General features: G+C 70.5%; 19 protein-coding genes and 1 tRNA gene. 17 read left to right on the forward strand and 3 right to left on the reverse strand.

Features of this window, described 5'->3' with window-relative positions:
* Positions 1-99: 99 nt before the first annotated feature.
* The 12 genes from I2W78_RS18075 to I2W78_RS18130 all read left to right on the forward strand — a co-directional run bounded on the left by I2W78_RS18075 (position 100) and on the right by I2W78_RS18130 (position 7,664).
* A complete protein-coding gene (locus I2W78_RS18075; RefSeq protein WP_196461267.1) occupies positions 100-540 on the forward strand; it encodes an ATP-binding protein in 441 nt (146 codons plus the stop codon).
* A gap of 92 nt (positions 541-632) precedes the next feature.
* On the forward strand, positions 633-1,361 hold the full coding sequence (locus I2W78_RS18080; RefSeq protein ID WP_196461269.1) for a GntR family transcriptional regulator: 729 nt from the start codon (positions 633-635) through the stop codon (positions 1,359-1,361).
* Between the two features lie 133 nt (positions 1,362-1,494).
* The gene (locus I2W78_RS18085; RefSeq protein ID WP_196461271.1) at positions 1,495-1,845 is read left to right on the forward strand and encodes an SCO3933 family regulatory protein; all 351 of its coding nucleotides are present in this window, start codon (positions 1,495-1,497) and stop codon (positions 1,843-1,845) included.
* 5 nt (positions 1,846-1,850) lie between these two features.
* Positions 1,851-3,224, forward strand: a complete 1,374-nt coding sequence (locus tag I2W78_RS18090; protein ID WP_196461273.1) for an FtsK/SpoIIIE domain-containing protein — start codon at positions 1,851-1,853, stop codon at positions 3,222-3,224.
* Positions 3,225-3,305: 81 nt separating this feature from the next.
* The gene (locus I2W78_RS18095; RefSeq protein WP_196461275.1) at positions 3,306-3,962 is read left to right on the forward strand and encodes a DUF2637 domain-containing protein; all 657 of its coding nucleotides are present in this window, start codon (positions 3,306-3,308) and stop codon (positions 3,960-3,962) included.
* 19 nt (positions 3,963-3,981) lie between these two features.
* Positions 3,982-4,173: a hypothetical protein gene (locus I2W78_RS18100; RefSeq protein ID WP_196461277.1), complete on the forward strand. Its 192-nt coding sequence runs from the start codon at positions 3,982-3,984 to the stop codon at positions 4,171-4,173.
* On the forward strand, positions 4,173-4,364 hold the full coding sequence (locus I2W78_RS18105) for a mobile element transfer protein (RefSeq protein WP_196461279.1): 192 nt from the start codon (positions 4,173-4,175) through the stop codon (positions 4,362-4,364). The genes I2W78_RS18100 and I2W78_RS18105 overlap by 1 nt, the downstream gene beginning before the upstream one ends.
* Positions 4,365-4,374: 10 nt before the next feature.
* The gene (locus I2W78_RS18110) at positions 4,375-4,569 is read left to right on the forward strand and encodes a hypothetical protein (RefSeq protein WP_196461281.1); all 195 of its coding nucleotides are present in this window, start codon (positions 4,375-4,377) and stop codon (positions 4,567-4,569) included.
* A 26-nt stretch (positions 4,570-4,595) separates the two neighbouring features.
* Positions 4,596-4,853 carry a SpdD protein gene (locus I2W78_RS18115; RefSeq protein WP_196461283.1) on the forward strand — a complete coding sequence of 86 codons (258 nt, stop codon included), beginning with the start codon at positions 4,596-4,598 and terminating at the stop codon, positions 4,851-4,853.
* A 131-nt stretch (positions 4,854-4,984) separates the two neighbouring features.
* Entirely contained in the window at positions 4,985-6,286 is a 1,302-nt protein-coding gene (locus I2W78_RS18120; protein WP_196461285.1) for a replication initiator, read from the forward strand.
* Positions 6,283-6,495 carry an excisionase family DNA-binding protein gene (locus I2W78_RS18125; protein WP_196461287.1) on the forward strand — a complete coding sequence of 71 codons (213 nt, stop codon included), beginning with the start codon at positions 6,283-6,285 and terminating at the stop codon, positions 6,493-6,495. Before I2W78_RS18120 ends, I2W78_RS18125 begins: the two co-directional genes overlap by 4 nt.
* Positions 6,495-7,664, forward strand: a complete 1,170-nt coding sequence (locus tag I2W78_RS18130) for a tyrosine-type recombinase/integrase (protein ID WP_196461289.1) — start codon at positions 6,495-6,497, stop codon at positions 7,662-7,664. The genes I2W78_RS18125 and I2W78_RS18130 overlap by 1 nt, the downstream gene beginning before the upstream one ends.
* A gap of 49 nt (positions 7,665-7,713) precedes the next feature.
* Here I2W78_RS18130 and I2W78_RS18135 read toward each other — a convergent pair.
* Positions 7,714-7,787 (reverse strand) — tRNA-Gly (locus I2W78_RS18135).
* A 524-nt stretch (positions 7,788-8,311) separates the two neighbouring features.
* On the opposite strand from I2W78_RS18135, the gene dcd reads away from it, so the two are divergent.
* On the forward strand, positions 8,312-8,887 hold the full coding sequence (gene dcd, locus I2W78_RS18140; protein WP_079305965.1) for a dCTP deaminase: 576 nt from the start codon (positions 8,312-8,314) through the stop codon (positions 8,885-8,887).
* A 22-nt stretch (positions 8,888-8,909) separates the two neighbouring features.
* Entirely contained in the window at positions 8,910-9,407 is a 498-nt protein-coding gene (locus I2W78_RS18145) for a phosphoribosyltransferase (protein WP_196461291.1), read from the forward strand.
* 75 nt (positions 9,408-9,482) lie between these two features.
* On the opposite strand, the gene I2W78_RS18150 is transcribed toward I2W78_RS18145, so the two are convergent.
* Positions 9,483-10,475 (reverse strand): Yip1 family protein, encoded by a 993-nt coding sequence (locus tag I2W78_RS18150; RefSeq protein ID WP_196461293.1) that lies wholly within the window; start codon positions 10,473-10,475, stop codon positions 9,483-9,485.
* Positions 10,476-10,592: 117 nt separating this feature from the next.
* Here I2W78_RS18150 and I2W78_RS18155 point away from each other — a divergent pair, with 117 nt between their 5' ends.
* Both I2W78_RS18155 and I2W78_RS18160 read left to right on the forward strand, forming a co-directional pair.
* On the forward strand, positions 10,593-10,934 hold the full coding sequence (locus I2W78_RS18155) for an antibiotic biosynthesis monooxygenase family protein (protein ID WP_196461295.1): 342 nt from the start codon (positions 10,593-10,595) through the stop codon (positions 10,932-10,934).
* 176 nt (positions 10,935-11,110) lie between these two features.
* Positions 11,111-11,848, forward strand: a complete 738-nt coding sequence (locus tag I2W78_RS18160) for a flavodoxin family protein (protein WP_196464608.1) — start codon at positions 11,111-11,113, stop codon at positions 11,846-11,848.
* Positions 11,849-11,952: 104 nt separating this feature from the next.
* On the opposite strand, the gene I2W78_RS18165 is transcribed toward I2W78_RS18160, so the two are convergent.
* Positions 11,953-12,717 (reverse strand): SDR family oxidoreductase, encoded by a 765-nt coding sequence (locus I2W78_RS18165; protein WP_196461298.1) that lies wholly within the window; start codon positions 12,715-12,717, stop codon positions 11,953-11,955.
* Between the two features lie 219 nt (positions 12,718-12,936).
* On the opposite strand from I2W78_RS18165, the gene I2W78_RS18170 reads away from it, so the two are divergent.
* Complete coding sequence (locus I2W78_RS18170; protein ID WP_196461300.1) at positions 12,937-15,312, forward strand: SpoIIE family protein phosphatase; 2,376 nt, start codon at positions 12,937-12,939, stop codon at positions 15,310-15,312.
* The last annotated feature ends 7 nt before the right edge of the window (positions 15,313-15,319 follow it).

The raw sequence follows: 15,319 nt of genomic DNA on the forward strand, positions 1-15,319 counted from the left end.
GCGTACGACCCTGGCGCTTGCCACCGCCGCCGACCGCACCCGTGCCACATCGAAGCGGCGCTGCCTCGACTGCGACGGCAGCGGCAAGGAGTGAGCACGATGGCCTACTACGCGATCGACCGCTATCCCTCTGACGACGCACCGCGGCTCGGCGCGATGACCTTGCATCCCGTCGCGGAGTCCGTGCCTCGGGCCCGGCGCTGGTTCCGGAAGTTCATCGCTCCGTACAACCCGGCCTGCTCGGTCGACGACTGCGTGCTGATGATCTCGGAGCTCGTCACCAACGCCATCTCCTACGGTCGCGCCGACGACCCCTGGGTCGTCCGGGTGGAGTGGTTCCGGGAGGGTGCTGCACTCCGGGTCGAGGTGCACAACCCGGGATTTCCAGCGAGCGTGCGGCTGCGGCGTCCCGACGCCAATGACGCGCACGGGCGCGGGCTGCTTCTGGTCGACTCCATCGCCGACTCCTGGCATCACGGGCCCAGTCGCTTCGGCGGAACAGTGGTCTCCTTCGAGATGGCCGATGCCTGGCCGTCATGAGCGCAATACGCTCCGCTGGTACTGCGCCGGCGGAATCGTCGCTAGTCTGGTTGACCAGTTGACTTGGCCAATCTCGACAGGCGGCGGCACACATGGCGTATGACGTGGAGGCACCGAAGTACGTTCGCCTCGCTCAGACCATTCAGCGCCGCATCGAGGACGGCACATATCCGCCCGGCACCCGAGTGCCCAGCGAGAACCAACTCGTGCAAGCCTTCGGGATGTCCCGTCCCACCGTCGTCCGGGCCCTGGAGTTGCTGAAGCGCGACGGCTGGCTTGAGTCCCGGCAGGGGTACGGAACCATCGTGCGGGGCCGCCCGGCCGTCGTCGAGCAGAAGGACCGCAGGGGGAGTGAAGCGCTCGCGCGTGACGAGTCGCAGGCTCCAGGGCGGTTGGTCGAGGTGGGCTACGTCCCTGTTCCGGCGCGAGTCGCCTCGGTGCTCGGGCTGCCCAAGCGGGTCAAGATCCTCGTGCGTCGCTTCCTGGTCGTCGACGACGGCGAACCGGTTGAGCTGGTCTCGTCGTACTTCCCCGACGGCCTGGCCGAAGGGACCGAGCTGGAGAGTGCCGAAGTGCTGAGCGGCAGCACTCGCGCGCATCTGGAAGCACGGAAGAAGGTCCGCTTCGACCACGTGACGGAACGGGTCTCGGCCCGGCTGCCCGAGCGTGCAGAAGCCGAGCTTCTGGACCTTCCGGACGGCGTTCCCGTCCTCAGTGTCCTGGTCGTGGCATGCGACGCTTCCGGGCAGGCGCTGCAAGTCTCTGACCTGCTGCTGCCCGCCGACCGGCAGGAACTCGAAGACACCTACCGCCTGAACTGACCCTGATCCGCGGCCAGTTCCTCTCGGCCTACCACCCGGTCCACACTTGACAAGTCAACCTGGCATCCCTAGCTTCGAACTTGCTAAGTCAACTTGTCAGGTAGCAAGTTGATCGACTCAGAAGGAGAAATCCGTGCGTGTGATCCGCGTTGACGCCTCGCCCGCAACGATCCTGCTCACCGAAGCCCCGGCGCCGAAGGTGCGCGACCGGCAGACCGGCGAGATCGCCAAGGACGCCGTGAGCGGTGAGGCACTGATGACCGTCGGCGTCGTCTACATCGACGAGGGCGAGTCGTCGCTGATCCAGGTCACCATCCCCGAGAGCGGTGTGACGGACGGCCTGACCGTCGGCGCCCCGGTCTCGCTGCCCGGTCTCGTCGCCCGGCCCTGGCAGAGTGTGTTCAACGGCCAGCAGCGGCACGGCATCGCCTATCGGGCCACCGCCGTTGCTCCCGGCGCCTTCTCGATGGACCAGGCGGGCTGATCGTCGTGGCGGACCTGGTGACGTGGGCCGAGCTGGGCGGGTCGCTCGTTGCGATAGGCGGCGCGGCCTACGCCCGGCACGCTCACCCGGCGGCGTACTGGTCGACGGTCGGGCTGCCCGTGTCGGTAGCCCAGTTGTTGGTCACGTACTCCTCGACCATGGACGCGTGCGGTCTGGCGGTGGAGCCGTCCCGGTTACGGGCCCTGGCCGTGAAGGCGACTGCTCGCCGTGAGGTCCGGCCGGTGCCTCCGCGTCGGGGCATGATCCGGCCGACCTCGACCGGCCTGAGGCTCCGGCTGCGCCTGGCTCCGGGGCAGGAACCGGCGGACGTGGCGGCCTCGGCCGAACGGCTGCGGCACGCCTGGGGGGTTCACGCCGTGTACGTCCGGGACGTCAAGCCCGGAGTCGTGGAACTGCGGCTCGTCGGCTACGACGTCCTGCGCAAGGTACGGATGCCCCGCCGGACCGAAGCCGGTCCTCTGCGCGTGCCGGTCGCTCTGCGGGAGGACGCGACCGCCTTCGTCCGGGACTACCAGGCCGTACCGCACGAACTCGTGCTCGGCGCCACGCTGTCCGGCAAGTCCATGTACCTGCGGAACCTGCTCGCAGGACTGGCCGCTCAGCCGGTCGTGCTCGTGGGAATCGACTGCAAGCGCGGTGTGGAACTGGCGCCGTTCGCTCCCCGGCTCTCCGCCCTGGCCACCGACCCGGAGCAGGCGGCCGAGCTGCTGCCCGTGCTCGTGAAGGAAATGGAGGACCGATACGACCTGATCAAGGCCCGGCAGGGCATCGCGCCCGGTACTCCGGCAGAGGAGATTACTTCCGATGTCTGGGGACTGCCGGACGACGAACGCCCGGCACCCATCGTGCTGTTCATCGACGAAGTGGCCGAACTCTTCCTCGTCGCCACGAAGAAGGAGGAAGAGCGGCGGGACGAGATGGTTACCCAGCTCATCCGGCTCGCCCAGCTCGGCCGTGCGGCCGGCATCTACCAGGAGGTCTGCGGGCAGAGGTTCGGCGCCGAGCTGGGCAAGGGCGCCACCATGCTCCGGGCCCAGCTGACCGGCCGCGTCTGCCACCGCGTGAACGACGAGGCCTCCGCCAAGATGGCGCTCGGCGACATCGCCCCTGAGGCGGTTACGGCCGCCTGCGCCATCGCCGCCGAACTGCCCGGCCTCGCCGTCGTCGGTGACACCTCCGGCGGCTGGTCCCGCATCCGTACTCCGCACCTGTCCCTCGCCGACGCTGCGGCCACCTGCCGCGACACGGCGCACCTCGCTCCGGACGTTCCAGCGCTCGCGCCGTTCCGGCCGTACGTCCCGCCGGTGCCGGTGAAGGAGTCCGGTCCTGCGGCCGCTCCTCAGCCGGTCACCGAGTAGCCCACCCCGCTCCAACGGTCGGCGCGGCCGTCCCGCGCCACGTCCCTACCCCACCCATGCCTGGAACTGGAAGGAGTGGCCGTGCGCGCCCTGCCCATCCGCGTGGACGCCGTACTCGTCCAAGCGCTGATCGCCGCCGCGCTGTCCTTCGCTCACCTGCATGACCTGGCGCTGGCCGCCGGACAGGACGGCTGGAAGGCGTGGGCCTATCCGGTCTCCGTCGACCTGCTGATGGTCGCGGCCTGGCGTCGGCTCCGCTCCGGCGAGGCGAAGGCGGCCGGGTGGTGCTGGTTCCTCGTCGCACTGGCCGCGTCCCTCGGCGCCAACGTCGCCACCGCCGGACTGCTCGACCTGGACGACGTACCGGCCTGGCTGCGGATCCTCGTCGCGGGCTGGCCCGCGGTTGCCTTCCTCGGCGGCACCCTGCTCGCCCACGGAGCACCGAACCCGACCAAGGCTCCGGCAACGGCATCCGAACCGCCCTCGACGGCCGCAGTGCCGGAACCTACCGCCGCAGAAGTCGAACCGTCCTCCACAGCAACCGAACTCCCTGCCGCCTCCCCCGCGTCGGCTCCGTCCTCACCCTCCCCGGTGCCGCCCGCCCTCGTCGCCATGGCCCGGAGGGTCGCCGACGAACACCGCGCCCGGACCGGAACACCCATCGACACCTCGACCCTTCGCGCCCGGCTCGGCGTCCCGATGCCGCTCGCCGAAGCGATCGCCGCCCAACTCACCTGATTCCGGAGGACCTTCCACCTTGCGCCCGTCCACGCTCCGCGCGCTCAAGCGCGCTGCCGAGCTGACCCGACAGAACCGCCTCACCGAAGCCGTGCTGATCGCCGAGCCGGTGATCCTCGCCGCCGACAGCTACGAAGGCGACGAGATCTTGCGCTGGCTCGCCGACCACGTCACCGACTTCACCGGCGAAACCGAAAGGGAGACCCCCTGATGCCCGCCAACCGCCGCTTCCGCCGCGTCGTCCGCATTGGCCCCGTGCAGGTCGCCACCTACTACGACGGCCGAGGGCGCGAGAAGCACACCGCCGCCTGCACGGCTCCGCGCTGCGGCTTCTCTACCGACTACGACACCCGTGCCGCCGCCGAGCTGGCCGCGCGCACCCACCGCTGCCGCGTCCGCTGAGGAGACCCCTGTGACTGTCTCTCTGCCGCTCGTCTTCGTCCTGGGCGTCATCGCCTGGGCCGCGATCAAGTTCCTCGGCATCCGCCTCTGGGTCGCCGTCGTGATCGCCCTGTTCGGCTTCTGGCTCTCGCACACCTTCCTCGCCCCGGCCATCGAGTCCGGCACCCGCTCCGGAATCGACGTCGTCAACGGCACCCGCGAATGACACCCCGACCGACAAGGAGTCCAGCCATGTTCCACCCCAAGCTGCCCGACACCCCGCACGTCCCGAGCATCACCACCCACATCCCGCAGGACCACGCCCCGGCCCCCTCCGCCGGCCGCCCGATCGCCCCGTTCGTCGGGGTCGGCGTCGGCGCGGTCACCGCCGTGGTCGCCGTCGGCGTCGTCCTCACGGCGCTCCTGGCGGCCGTCGCCGTCTCGGCCGTGTCCGTGGCCATCGCCGCCGTCGTCCTGCGCTCCCTCGTCAACGGCTCGAACAAGCGCTGACCGGCCGCCGGGGCGGCAACACGCCGCCAAGCATCCCGCCGCCCCGGGGCCGTCCCTCCCGACCGCCGAATCAGCCGAAAGGAAGACCCATCATCACCCGGCAGACTCCGCCCCCGCTGGCGGAACTCTCCATGCTGGCCTCCCTCGGCACCATGCCCGAGCTGGCCCGCCAACTCTCCACCCTGGGCGGCTGCACCCGCCCCGTTCGCCTCGACGGCCACCGCACCGAGTACGCGGTCGACACCACGACCGGTGAGATCGGCGGCGTCCTGCACCACCTCGACTCCGCCGCCCTCCCCGCCGGTCAGCTCCTCGTCCGCTGCAATAACCGCCGAGCCACGCGCTGCGCGGCATGTGCCGAGACCTACCGCCGCGACACCTACCACCTGATCACCGCCGGACTGCGCGGCGGCAAGGGCACGCCCGAACAGGTCGCCGTCCACCCTCGCGTGTTCGCCACGTTCACCGCCCCGAGCTTCGGCCCGGTCCACAACCGCCCTTCCAGTGGACGGCCCTGCCGCTGTGGTGCCCGGCACGACGACACAGACCAGGACCTCGGCACGCCCCTCGACCCGGACACCTACGACTACGAAGCGGCCGTGCTCTGGAACGCGCACGCCGGGGCCCTGTGGCGGCGCCTCTCCATCTACCTGCGCCGGGAAGTCGCCAAGCGCGCCGGTCTCACTCAACGTGCCTTCCGCGACCATGCGCGCATCTCCTTCGCCAAGGTGGCCGAGTACCAGAAGCGCGGCGCGGTCCACTTTCACGCGGTCATTCGCCTGGACGGCCCGGAAGGCGGCGACACCGCGCCCCCGACCTGGGCAACAGCGGAACTGCTCAGCGATGCCATCCGTGCCGCCGCCACTGCCGCCCGCGTCCACGGACCGGTGGTCGACGGGCGGGCGCACACCTTCGCCTTCGGCCGTCAGCTCGACGTCCGCCCGATCCGCTCCGCCGACTTCGACGGCGGCCAGGAGCTGACGGAGAAGGCCGTAGCGGCGTACATCGCCAAGTACGCCACCAAAGGCGCCGAAGTGGCGACCGGAACCCTGGACCGCCCGATCCGCTTCCTCGCCGAGCTGGCCCAGACCCGCATCTCCGACCACGCCCGCCGCCTGATCCGCACCGCCTGGACCCTCGGAGCGCGCCCCGAGCTGGCAGACCTCCGCCTGCGGGCCTGGGCCCACATGCTCGGCTTCCGCGGCCACTTCTCCACCAAGTCCCGCCGCTACTCCACCACCCTCGGCGCCCTCCGCAACGCCCGCGCCGAATGGCGCCGCGCCCAAGCCATCCCACCCGCTCCGCAGGACGGCGAAACCACGCTCGTCCTTGCCCACTGGGTCTTCGCCGGAACCGGCCTCAGCACCGGCGAAGCCTGGCTCGCCGCATCCCTCGAACCCGCCCCCGGAACGGAAGGAGAACCGACCACATGACCGATCGCTACCTGTCCGTGGACCAGGTCGCCGAGCTGCTCGGCACGACCTCCCGTTTCCCCCGGCGGCTCATCGAGGAGCGGCGTATTCGGTACGTGAAGGTCGGCCGGTACGTCCGTATCCCGGAGAGCGCGGTTGCGGAGTACATCGCTGCTCGCACGGTCGAGCCGCTGAGGCGCCCTCGTGCCCGATACAGGAGGGCTGCCTGATGGCCAACAGTAAGGGCAGGCGGCGCCGGTTCGGCGCGATCAGAAAGCTCCCCTCCGGCCGGTACCAGGCTCGCTATCCGGGGCCTGACGGCGTGATGCGCCCGGCGCCGTTCACCTTCGAGACGACTGCGGACGCGGATGACTGGCTCGCTGAAAAGCAGACCGAGATCCGCCGTGGAGAGTGGCGCGACCCCGAGGCCGGGGCGGTCGGCTTCCAGGCCTACGCGGACAAGTGGGTGGAGGAACGGGAGCTCGCGCCGCTGACTCGGGATCTCTACCGGTACCTCCTGGACAAGCACCTCTTCGCCTTCGCCGAGGCGGACCTGGACGAGATCACCGCGCCGCGCGTCCGTGAGTGGCGGGCGGATCGGCTGCGGACCACGAGTGCCAAGACGATGACGGCGAAGGCGTATCGGCTCCTCAAGGCCATCATGGAGACGGCCGTGGACGACGAGCTGATCACTCGCAATCCGTGCCGAATTAAGGGCGCTGGTAAGGAGAAGGCGGCTGAACGGCGCATCGCCACCGTCGCCCAAGTGGACGTGCTCGCCAACGCTGTTGGGATGCGGTGGCGCCTGATGGTCTACCTCGGCGCCTACGGTCCTATGCGGCCGGAAGAGCTGGCCGGCCTCCGCCGCCGGGACGTCGACGTCGACAACCTGCGCGTTCGCGTCCGCCTCGCCGAGCCTGAGCGGATGAACGGGCGACGCGTCCAGGGCGACACCAAGTCCGAGGCCGGAACCAGGACTGTGATTCTTCCCGCGTTCCTCCGCCGGGAGCTCCGGTGGCACCTGGAGAGCTACGCCGAGCCGGGACCTGACGGGCTGGTCTTCGTCGGCGAGAAAGGCGCTCCCTTCCGGCGCAGCAGCTTCGGGCGGAAGTGGCGGAAGGCACGTGAGATCGTCGGCATGCCCGAGGGCTTCCGGTTCTACGATCTCCGGCACACCGGACACACTCTGTCCACCCGCTCAGGCGCCACGCTCAAGGACACGATGGTCCGCGCCGGCCAGTCCTCGGAGAAGGCGGCGCTGATCTACCAGCACTCCGACGACGAGCGGCAAGAGGAGGTCGCCGCGAGCCTCGACGCCATGGTCCGGAAGGCTCGCGCCGCTGCCGCGCAGAAGAAGCCCGACGAGCCTTCTGGCACGAATCTGGCACGCGACGAGTGATCACTATGCGCAACAACAAGGCCCAGGTCGCTGACCTGGGCCTTCTTCATGGAGCGGGTGACGAGAATCGAACTCGCGCTCTCAGCTTGGGAAGCTGATGTTCTACCATTAAACTACACCCGCGTAAGACGCCGACCGAGATCGGTGGCGGAACGCTCGCTTACTGTACCTCATCGCAGGCTCCCGGTGTTCACGCCGTGGGGCCTGCGGTCGTTCGGGGGGTGGGATGCGGCTGCGGGGCACGGGAGTTGGGGCGTACCGTGGAGAGGTGGGAGAGGGGCCGGATGGGGTCGGAGTGCCGCCTGGAGGGGCGTCCCATTCATCCCGTAATGTGGCCTTCCTCGTCAGGGCATCAGCAGCCAGACGCGGCTCTTTGGGGAAGGGACTTCAGGACTTGATGGAGCGCACCGTCGTCCGTTGTGCCGATGGGCACGTGTTCACCACCGCTTCGTTCCCGATGCAGAAGGCCGAGCGCCTCGGCCCCGGTCGGCTCCTCCGCTGTCCGCGCTGCGCGCGCTTGCGCAGCGTCGTGCCGGTGGGGCTCGAGAAGCGGTAGAGCAGGACAGGCAGAGAGTACGGATCTTGCCGTGGGCGCGTGGAGTCGTCGCGATTGTGGTGGCTCCGCGCGCCTTGCGTATCCTCGGGGCGTGCTTCTCTCAGACAAGGACATCCGGGCCGAGATCGATGCCGGGCGGGTACGGATCGATCCCTACGACGAATCCATGGTGCAGCCGTCGAGCATCGACGTGCGGCTGGATCGTTATTTCCGGGTGTTCGAGAACCACCGGTACCCGCACATCGACCCCTCCATCGAGCAGGCCGACCTGACGCGGCTGGTCGAGCCCGAGGGCGACGAGCCGTTCATCCTGCACCCCGGTGAGTTCGTGCTCGCCTCGACGTACGAGGTCATCACGCTGCCCGACGATCTCGCCTCCCGCCTGGAGGGCAAGAGCTCGCTCGGGCGGCTCGGGCTGGTCACCCACTCCACCGCCGGGTTCATCGACCCCGGGTTCTCCGGGCACGTGACGCTGGAGCTGTCCAATCTCGCCACGCTGCCGATCAAGCTCTGGCCGGGGATGAAGATCGGCCAGCTGTGCATGTTCCGGCTCAGCTCCCCCGCCGAGTTCCCGTACGGGAGCGAGCGGTACGGGTCGCGGTACCAGGGACAGCGCGGGCCCACCGCCTCCCGGTCCTTCCTCAATTTCCACCGGACGCAGGTCTGAGCCCCCGACTGACGTGAGTGACATGAGTGACGTACGAGAGAACCTGACCTACGAGCAGTTCGGCGTCGCCGTCCGGGAGCTCGCGCAGGCCGTCGCCGACGACGGGTACGAGCCCGACGTAGTGCTCAGCATCGCCCGCGGCGGTGTGTTCGTGGCCGGCGGGCTCGCCTACGCCCTCGACTGCAAGAACATTCATCTGGTGAACGTGGAGTTCTACACGGGCGTGGGGACCACCCTCGAGATGCCCGTGATGCTCGCCCCCGTCCCCAACGTCGTCGACTTCTCGGACAAGAAGGTCCTGATCGCCGACGACGTCGCCGACACCGGCAGGACGCTCAAGCTCGTGCGCGACTTCTGCCTCGACGCCGTCGCCGAGGTGCGCTCCGCCGTGATCTATGAGAAGTCCCACTCCCTCGTGCAGTGCGAGTACGTCTGGAAGCGCACCGACGAGTGGATCAACTTCCCGTGGTCCGTGCAGCCGCCCGTCGTGCGGCGCGCCGGGCAGGTGCTCGACGCCTGAGGCGCCGCGTCAACGACGAGAGGGCCCCCGGCGGTATCGCCGGGGGCCCTTCCCATGGGCGGCAAGAAAAGCGGACTACACCGTGCCCAGCTTCACGATCGACAGCAACGCGATCAGCTGGATCGCCGACGCGCCCAGCGCCTTCGGCCACGGCAGATCGTGCGACTTGGACACCATCAGCGTCAGCAGAGCGCCGCCCGCGACCCACGTGGCCCAGCCGAGGATCTGGACGAAGGGGGCGTCGCCGCCCAGGAACATCGCGACGACCAGGCGGGGTGCGTCCGTGATGGACATGATCAGCATGGAGAGGCCGACCGTCGGCTGCCACGCCCCGTCGCCGCCGAGCTGGCGGGCCAGCGTGTGGGTCACCACGCCCAGGATGAACGCGCTGAGCACCATCGCGACGGCCGTCGTCAGGACGATCGGGATGGCGTTGGAGAGGGTGGCGTTGATCGCGTCCTCGCGGGCGCCGTCGAAGCCGAAGACCGCGATGAGGCCGTAGAGGAAGGTCACGATGAGGGCGGGGCCCCACATCGTGTAGTCGCGCATCTGGAGGAACGTCTGGTTGGGGGCCAGGACGATGCCCCTCAGCAGTTCCTTCCAGTGCAGCCGCGGCCCGGCCGGGGCGGCCGGGGCCGCGCCGGCGCGGTAGGTGTCGCCCTGGTTGTACGGGTCCTCGCCGACCGCGAAGGCCTGCGTGTGGCCCGGGTTGTTCGCGGCGTACGGGTCGTGCCCGCCCCGCTGGTACGCGCCGTCGTCGCCGAAGTACTCCGGCTCGCCGCCGCCCGGACCGCCGTAACCGCCGTTGGTCTGCGGCCAGGGGGTGTTCCCGTAGCTCTGCTGCCCGGGGTGCGGGTGCGGCTGCGGGGCCTGGGGATAGCCGTACGACGGCCCCTGCGGCGCCTGCTGTCCGTGCGGGGGGTGTTGCGGTCGCGTGTGCGGGGCGCGGTCGTTCCGGCCGCCGCGTCCGATCCTGAATCCAGCCACGTCATCGAACGTACCTGGTCTCGGAGAGCGGTGGGCCGGGCCCGGGGTTCCGGGCCCGGCTTTGCTGCCGAGCTGTGACATCCCTTACGGAGATCCGCCACGGATCCCTTACGGGGCTTACGGCACATCCGTTGCCGCGCCCTTACGGGTCGGGGGGTCCGGGACGTCGTACGCACGGAAACCGGGCAGGATGGAGCCATGAGCGTAGTCAAGATCAATGTGCTGACCGTCCCCGCCGAGCAGCGGGAAGTCCTGGAGAAGCGGTTCGCCTCCCGCGCCCACGCGGTCGAGAGCTCCGACGGCTTCGAGTGGTTCGAGCTCCTGCGTCCGGTCGACGGGACCGACAACTACCTGGTCTACACCCGCTGGCGCGACGAGGAGTCCTTCCAGGCCTGGATGGAGGGCCCGATGAAGGCGGCCCACCAGGGTGCCGGTGCGGGAGAGGGCGGGGAGGGCGGAGAGCGCCCCAAGCCCGCCGCCTCGGGCTCGACCCTGTGGTCCTTCGAGGTGGTCCAGCAGGCGGCGCCGAAGGGCGAATAGACCCGGCGGAGGAGGTTGAACGGCCGCGGCGGGCTCCGGCTCGTCGCGGCCGTTCGGCTGTCGGGGTGGTTGGCGGGGAGCGGTGGTGGCGCGGCCCTCGTGGCGGCCGCCGGGCCAGCACGATGGAGGCGTTGAGCCACCGGGAGGGCACGGTGGCACGTACCCCCGGAGAGCCCGTGACCGACCAGGCACCGCCCGCCGACGCACCGCCCGCGCGCTACGACGACCTGCGCGCCCTCGTCTTCAACTGCACGCTCAAGCGGTCACCGGAGCGCAGCAACACTCAGGGGCTCATCGACCGCAGCGTGCGCATCATGGCGGCGCAGGGCGTCCAGGTCGACGTCGTACGCGCCGTCGACCACGACATCGCCACCGGCGTGTGGCCCGACATGACCGAACACGGCCGGCCGAGCGATGCCTGGCCGCAGCTGTACGAGAAGGTCCTGGCGGCGGACATCCTGGTGCTGGCCGGGCCGATCTGGCTCGGCGACAACAGCTCGGTCACCAAGCAGGTGATCGAACGCCTCTACGCCTGCTCCAGCCTCCTCAACGACTCGGGGCAGTACGCCTACTACGGCCGGGTCGGCGGCTGCCTGATCACCGGGAACGAGGACGGCGTCAAACACTGCGCCATGAACGTCCTCTACAGCCTCCAGCACCTCGGCTACACCGTCCCCCCGCAGGCCGACGCCGGCTGGATCGGCGAGGCCGGACCCGGGCCCTCGTACCTGGACCCCGGCTCGGGTGGCCCGGAGAACGACTTCACCAACCGCAACACCACGTTCATGACCTGGAACCTGCTGCACCTGGCGCGCCTGCTGAAGGACGCCGGAGGCATCCCCGCCTACGGCAACCAGCGCACCGCCTGGGACGCCGGCTGCCGCCGCGACTACGAGAACCCGGAGCACCGCTGACGCCGAGCCGCACCGCGTGCGCGGAAGAGCGGCCGTATCCGACCCAGCAGGCGGGGAGCGGCCATCCAGCAGTTGGACCGAGGGGCGGGTGGTGGCCCTTCCACTCAGCGTGTGGTGAAGCCACCGTTGACGAAGAACACCTGGCCGTTGGCCCACCAGCCGTCGGTGAGCAGGAACTTCACCCAGGGGACGATGTACTCGATCTTCGTGAGGTCGCCGTTCATCGCCTGGGCCTTGAGGTAGGCCACGGACTCGTCGGTCTCGGCCGGGTAGAAGAAGCCGGTGTCCATGGGGCCCGGCGCGATCGAGTTGACGGAGATGTTGCGGCCGAACAGCTCCTTGGACAGGGCCCGCGTGAAGTCCTCGACCGGGGCCTTGCTGCCGGCGTAGACCGAGTACTCGCCGGTGTAGCCGGCCAGCAGGGAGGTGATGATGGTCAGGATCTTGCCGCCGTCCTCGATCCGCTTCGCGGCTTCCTTCATGACGAAGAAGGCGGCCTTGGCGTTCACCGCGAACATCCGGTCGTACTCGTCGGGGGTCACCTCGACGAGGGGCTTCTTGATGACCATGCCGGCCGTGTTCACGCTCGCGTGCAGCGCGCCGAAGCGGTCGACGACCTCGTCGAAGACCCGCTCGACCTGGTCGGGCCGCGTGAGGTCGCCCTGCAGGGAGAACGCCTCACCGCCCGCCGAGGTGATCTCGTCGACCACGGACTGTGCCTTGGCGGCCGAGGACTCGCTGTTGTAGTGCACGGCGATCCTGGCACCCGCGTCGGCGAGGGTACGGCTGATCAGCGCGCCCAGGTTGCGGGAGGCACCGCCCACGAAGACGGGCTTGCCTCGCAGTGTGTTGGGGACTGCGGTGGTCATGGGAGTACTCCTTGCTCGCTGGTCCTCGGTGGTGGGGAAGGACGTCAGGGAGTCAGGCCCTGTTCTCTCTTCGATTCTGCGCCGGAGCCCGGTGCCCGGCGCAACAGGAAGGTCCGGGGCGGGCCACAGGCGATTTCTGTGGCCGTGGGGTGCCGACCGGGGCCGCCTTGGTCAGACTGGGACATACGACCGCAGCGGGCGGGAGAACGGTCGGTGATCATGACTGGGTCGACAGACAGCGGCCACCGGGAGGCGAGCTCCGTGCGTGGCGAGGCGGACCGGGCTTCCTTCGTGGTCGACGACGAGGGTGTCGTGGTGGCGTGGAGCCCGGCCGCCGAGAGCCTGCTGGGGTACCCCGCGCACCTGGTCCTCGGCCGGGCGGCGAAGCACCTGGTGATCGCGGACGCCGCGGCGGACCGGGAGACGTCCGGCATGGTCCTCCGGCACCGGGACGGGCGCCACGTCGCCTGCCGGGTGCACGTGCGTGCCGAGCACGACGCGGAGGCGGTGCTGCGCTGGAGAATCGAGGTGGTGCCCGGCGAGGACGAGACCGCCGCGGCCGTCGACCGGGCGCTGGTGGAGGCGTTGTTCACGCGCTCCCCGCTCGGCCTGTTCGTCCTGGACCCGCAGCTGCGCCTGACGCGGTACAACACCGCGGCGGAAGGCATGCAGGGCATCCGGGTGACCGAGGGACTGGGGCTGCGGCCCACCGAGGCCTGGCCCGACTTCGGCGGCGAGCTCGCCGAACAGGTGATGAGCGAGGTACTGCGGACCGGAGAGCCGGTGCTCTCCTTCGAAAAGCGGGGCCGTCCGCCCGGTGACCCCGACCGTGAGCACGTCTACTCGGCTTCCGTGTTCCGGCTTCAGGACGACGACGGCCGGATACTCGGCGTGGCCGACGTGGTGGTCGACGTCACCGAACAGCACCGTGCCCGGGAGCGGCTCGCGCTGGCCGCCGAGGCCGGATCCCGGATCGGGACCACCCTGGACGTGCTGCACACCGCGGGTGAACTGGCCGACCTGGTGGTGCCCGGGCTGGCCGACAGCGTGGCGGTGGACCTGCTGGAGCCGGTGCTGGCCGGGGAGGACGTACCGGAAGGGCCGGGCCGGGCCGGCTGGGACCTTCGGCGCGCGGCCTCGCGGTCCATCCGTACCGACATCGCCCCGGGCGCGTACGACGTCGGTGAGGTCAGCAGCTACCCCGCCACCGCACCCGCCGCCGAGGTCCTCACCGACCACAGGCCGCGACTGGTGCCCGTGGTCGACGCGGACAGCGCGTGGATGCGTGGCGACGAGGCCCGTGCCCGGCGGATGCGGCAGGAGCGGGTCCACTCGCTGATGGTGGTGCCACTGCTGGTCCGCGACCGTGCGCTGGGCCTCGTGGCCCTGTACCGGTGGACCGACCGCGGCGCGTTCGGGGACGACGACCTCACGCTGGCCCAGGACCTCGCCGGCCGCGCCGCCCTCGCCCTGGACAACGCGCGCCGCTATGTGCGCGAACGCAACGCCGTGCTGTCGCTGCAGCGCGGTCTGCTGCCCCCGAACCTGCCCGCCGCCGAAGCGGTGCAGGCGGCACGCCACCGGGTGCACTGCGGTGGGGGCGGCGACTGGACCGATGTCATCGCCCTTCCCGGGGCCCGCGTGGCTCTTGTGGCGGGCAGCACCCCCGGGCACGGAGTGCGGACCGCGGCCACGATGGGGCGGCTGCGGACGGCCGTGCAGACCCTGGCCGCTCTCGATCTGGCCCCCGACGAGGTGATGGCCCGCCTGGAGGACCTGGTCCGTCAGACGGACGGCGAGGCCGCCGGCCCGACGGCCCACAGTGCGGTCGGCGCCACCTGCCTCTATCTGGTCTACGACCCCGTCTCCTGCCGGTGCACCGCGGCCACGGCCGGCCCGGCCGGGCTGGCGATGGTGGGCGCGGACGGCACCGTGAGCTACCCGGACATCCCGGCCGGGCCGCCCCTCGGCCGCCCCGGGCCCCCGTTCGCGAAGGCCACGGCCGTGGTGCCCGAGGGAAGCCGGCTGGTCCTTTTCACCCCGGGGCTGCTGCAGGCCTTCACCGGCGACGCCGGGCAGCGCGAGCTGGAGCGCCTGCTGTTGGCGGCCCGCGAGTCCCCGCAGGACCTGTGCCTGAGGCTCACCGAGGCACTGGTGCCCACCGATCCCCCGAACGACGCGGCGGTCCTCGTGGCCCGCACCCGGCCTCTCGATCCCGCCCGCGTCGCCACCTGGGTGCTGCCCGCCGACCCGGCGGCCGTCGCCACCGCCCGCTCCCTGACCGCCCGCCAGCTGAGCGCCTGGGCCATGGACGACGAGATGTTCTCCACCGAGCTCATCGTGAGCGAGCTCGTCACGAACGCCATCCGGTACGCCGAGCCGCCGGTGCGGCTGCGCCTGATCCGCGACCGGACGCTGAGCGTGGAGGTGACCGACGGCAGCAGCGCCGCTCCGTACCTGCGGCACGCCCGCACCACCGACGAGGGCGGCCGTGGTCTGCTGCTGGTCTCGCAGTTCGCGCAGCGGTGGGGAACCCGTTACGAGGACCGCGGCAAGACGATCTGGGCCGAGGAGCCCCTCTCGGCGGCGGCGTGACCCACTG

The organism is Streptomyces spinoverrucosus, from assembly GCF_015712165.1.
Taxonomy (GTDB): Bacteria; Actinomycetota; Actinomycetes; order Streptomycetales; family Streptomycetaceae; genus Streptomyces; species Streptomyces spinoverrucosus_A.

Coding starts and splice junctions, on each gene's coding strand:
- I2W78_RS18115 (WP_196461283.1), top strand. CDS start 4,596: ATGTTCCACCCCAAGCTGCCCGACACCCCGCACGTCCCGAGCATCACC.
- I2W78_RS18150 (WP_196461293.1), bottom strand. CDS start 10,475: ATGTCACAGCTCGGCAGCAAAGCCGGGCCCGGAACCCCGGGCCCGGCC.
- I2W78_RS18105 (WP_196461279.1), top strand. CDS start 4,173: ATGCCCGCCAACCGCCGCTTCCGCCGCGTCGTCCGCATTGGCCCCGTG.
- I2W78_RS18080 (WP_196461269.1), top strand. CDS start 633: ATGGCGTATGACGTGGAGGCACCGAAGTACGTTCGCCTCGCTCAGACC.
- I2W78_RS18130 (WP_196461289.1), top strand. CDS start 6,495: ATGGCCAACAGTAAGGGCAGGCGGCGCCGGTTCGGCGCGATCAGAAAG.
- I2W78_RS18145 (WP_196461291.1), top strand. CDS start 8,910: ATGAGTGACGTACGAGAGAACCTGACCTACGAGCAGTTCGGCGTCGCC.
- I2W78_RS18125 (WP_196461287.1), top strand. CDS start 6,283: ATGACCGATCGCTACCTGTCCGTGGACCAGGTCGCCGAGCTGCTCGGC.
- I2W78_RS18120 (WP_196461285.1), top strand. CDS start 4,985: ATGCTGGCCTCCCTCGGCACCATGCCCGAGCTGGCCCGCCAACTCTCC.
- I2W78_RS18165 (WP_196461298.1), bottom strand. CDS start 12,717: ATGACCACCGCAGTCCCCAACACACTGCGAGGCAAGCCCGTCTTCGTG.
- I2W78_RS18155 (WP_196461295.1), top strand. CDS start 10,593: ATGAGCGTAGTCAAGATCAATGTGCTGACCGTCCCCGCCGAGCAGCGG.
- I2W78_RS18170 (WP_196461300.1), top strand. CDS start 12,937: ATGACTGGGTCGACAGACAGCGGCCACCGGGAGGCGAGCTCCGTGCGT.
- I2W78_RS18075 (WP_196461267.1), top strand. CDS start 100: ATGGCCTACTACGCGATCGACCGCTATCCCTCTGACGACGCACCGCGG.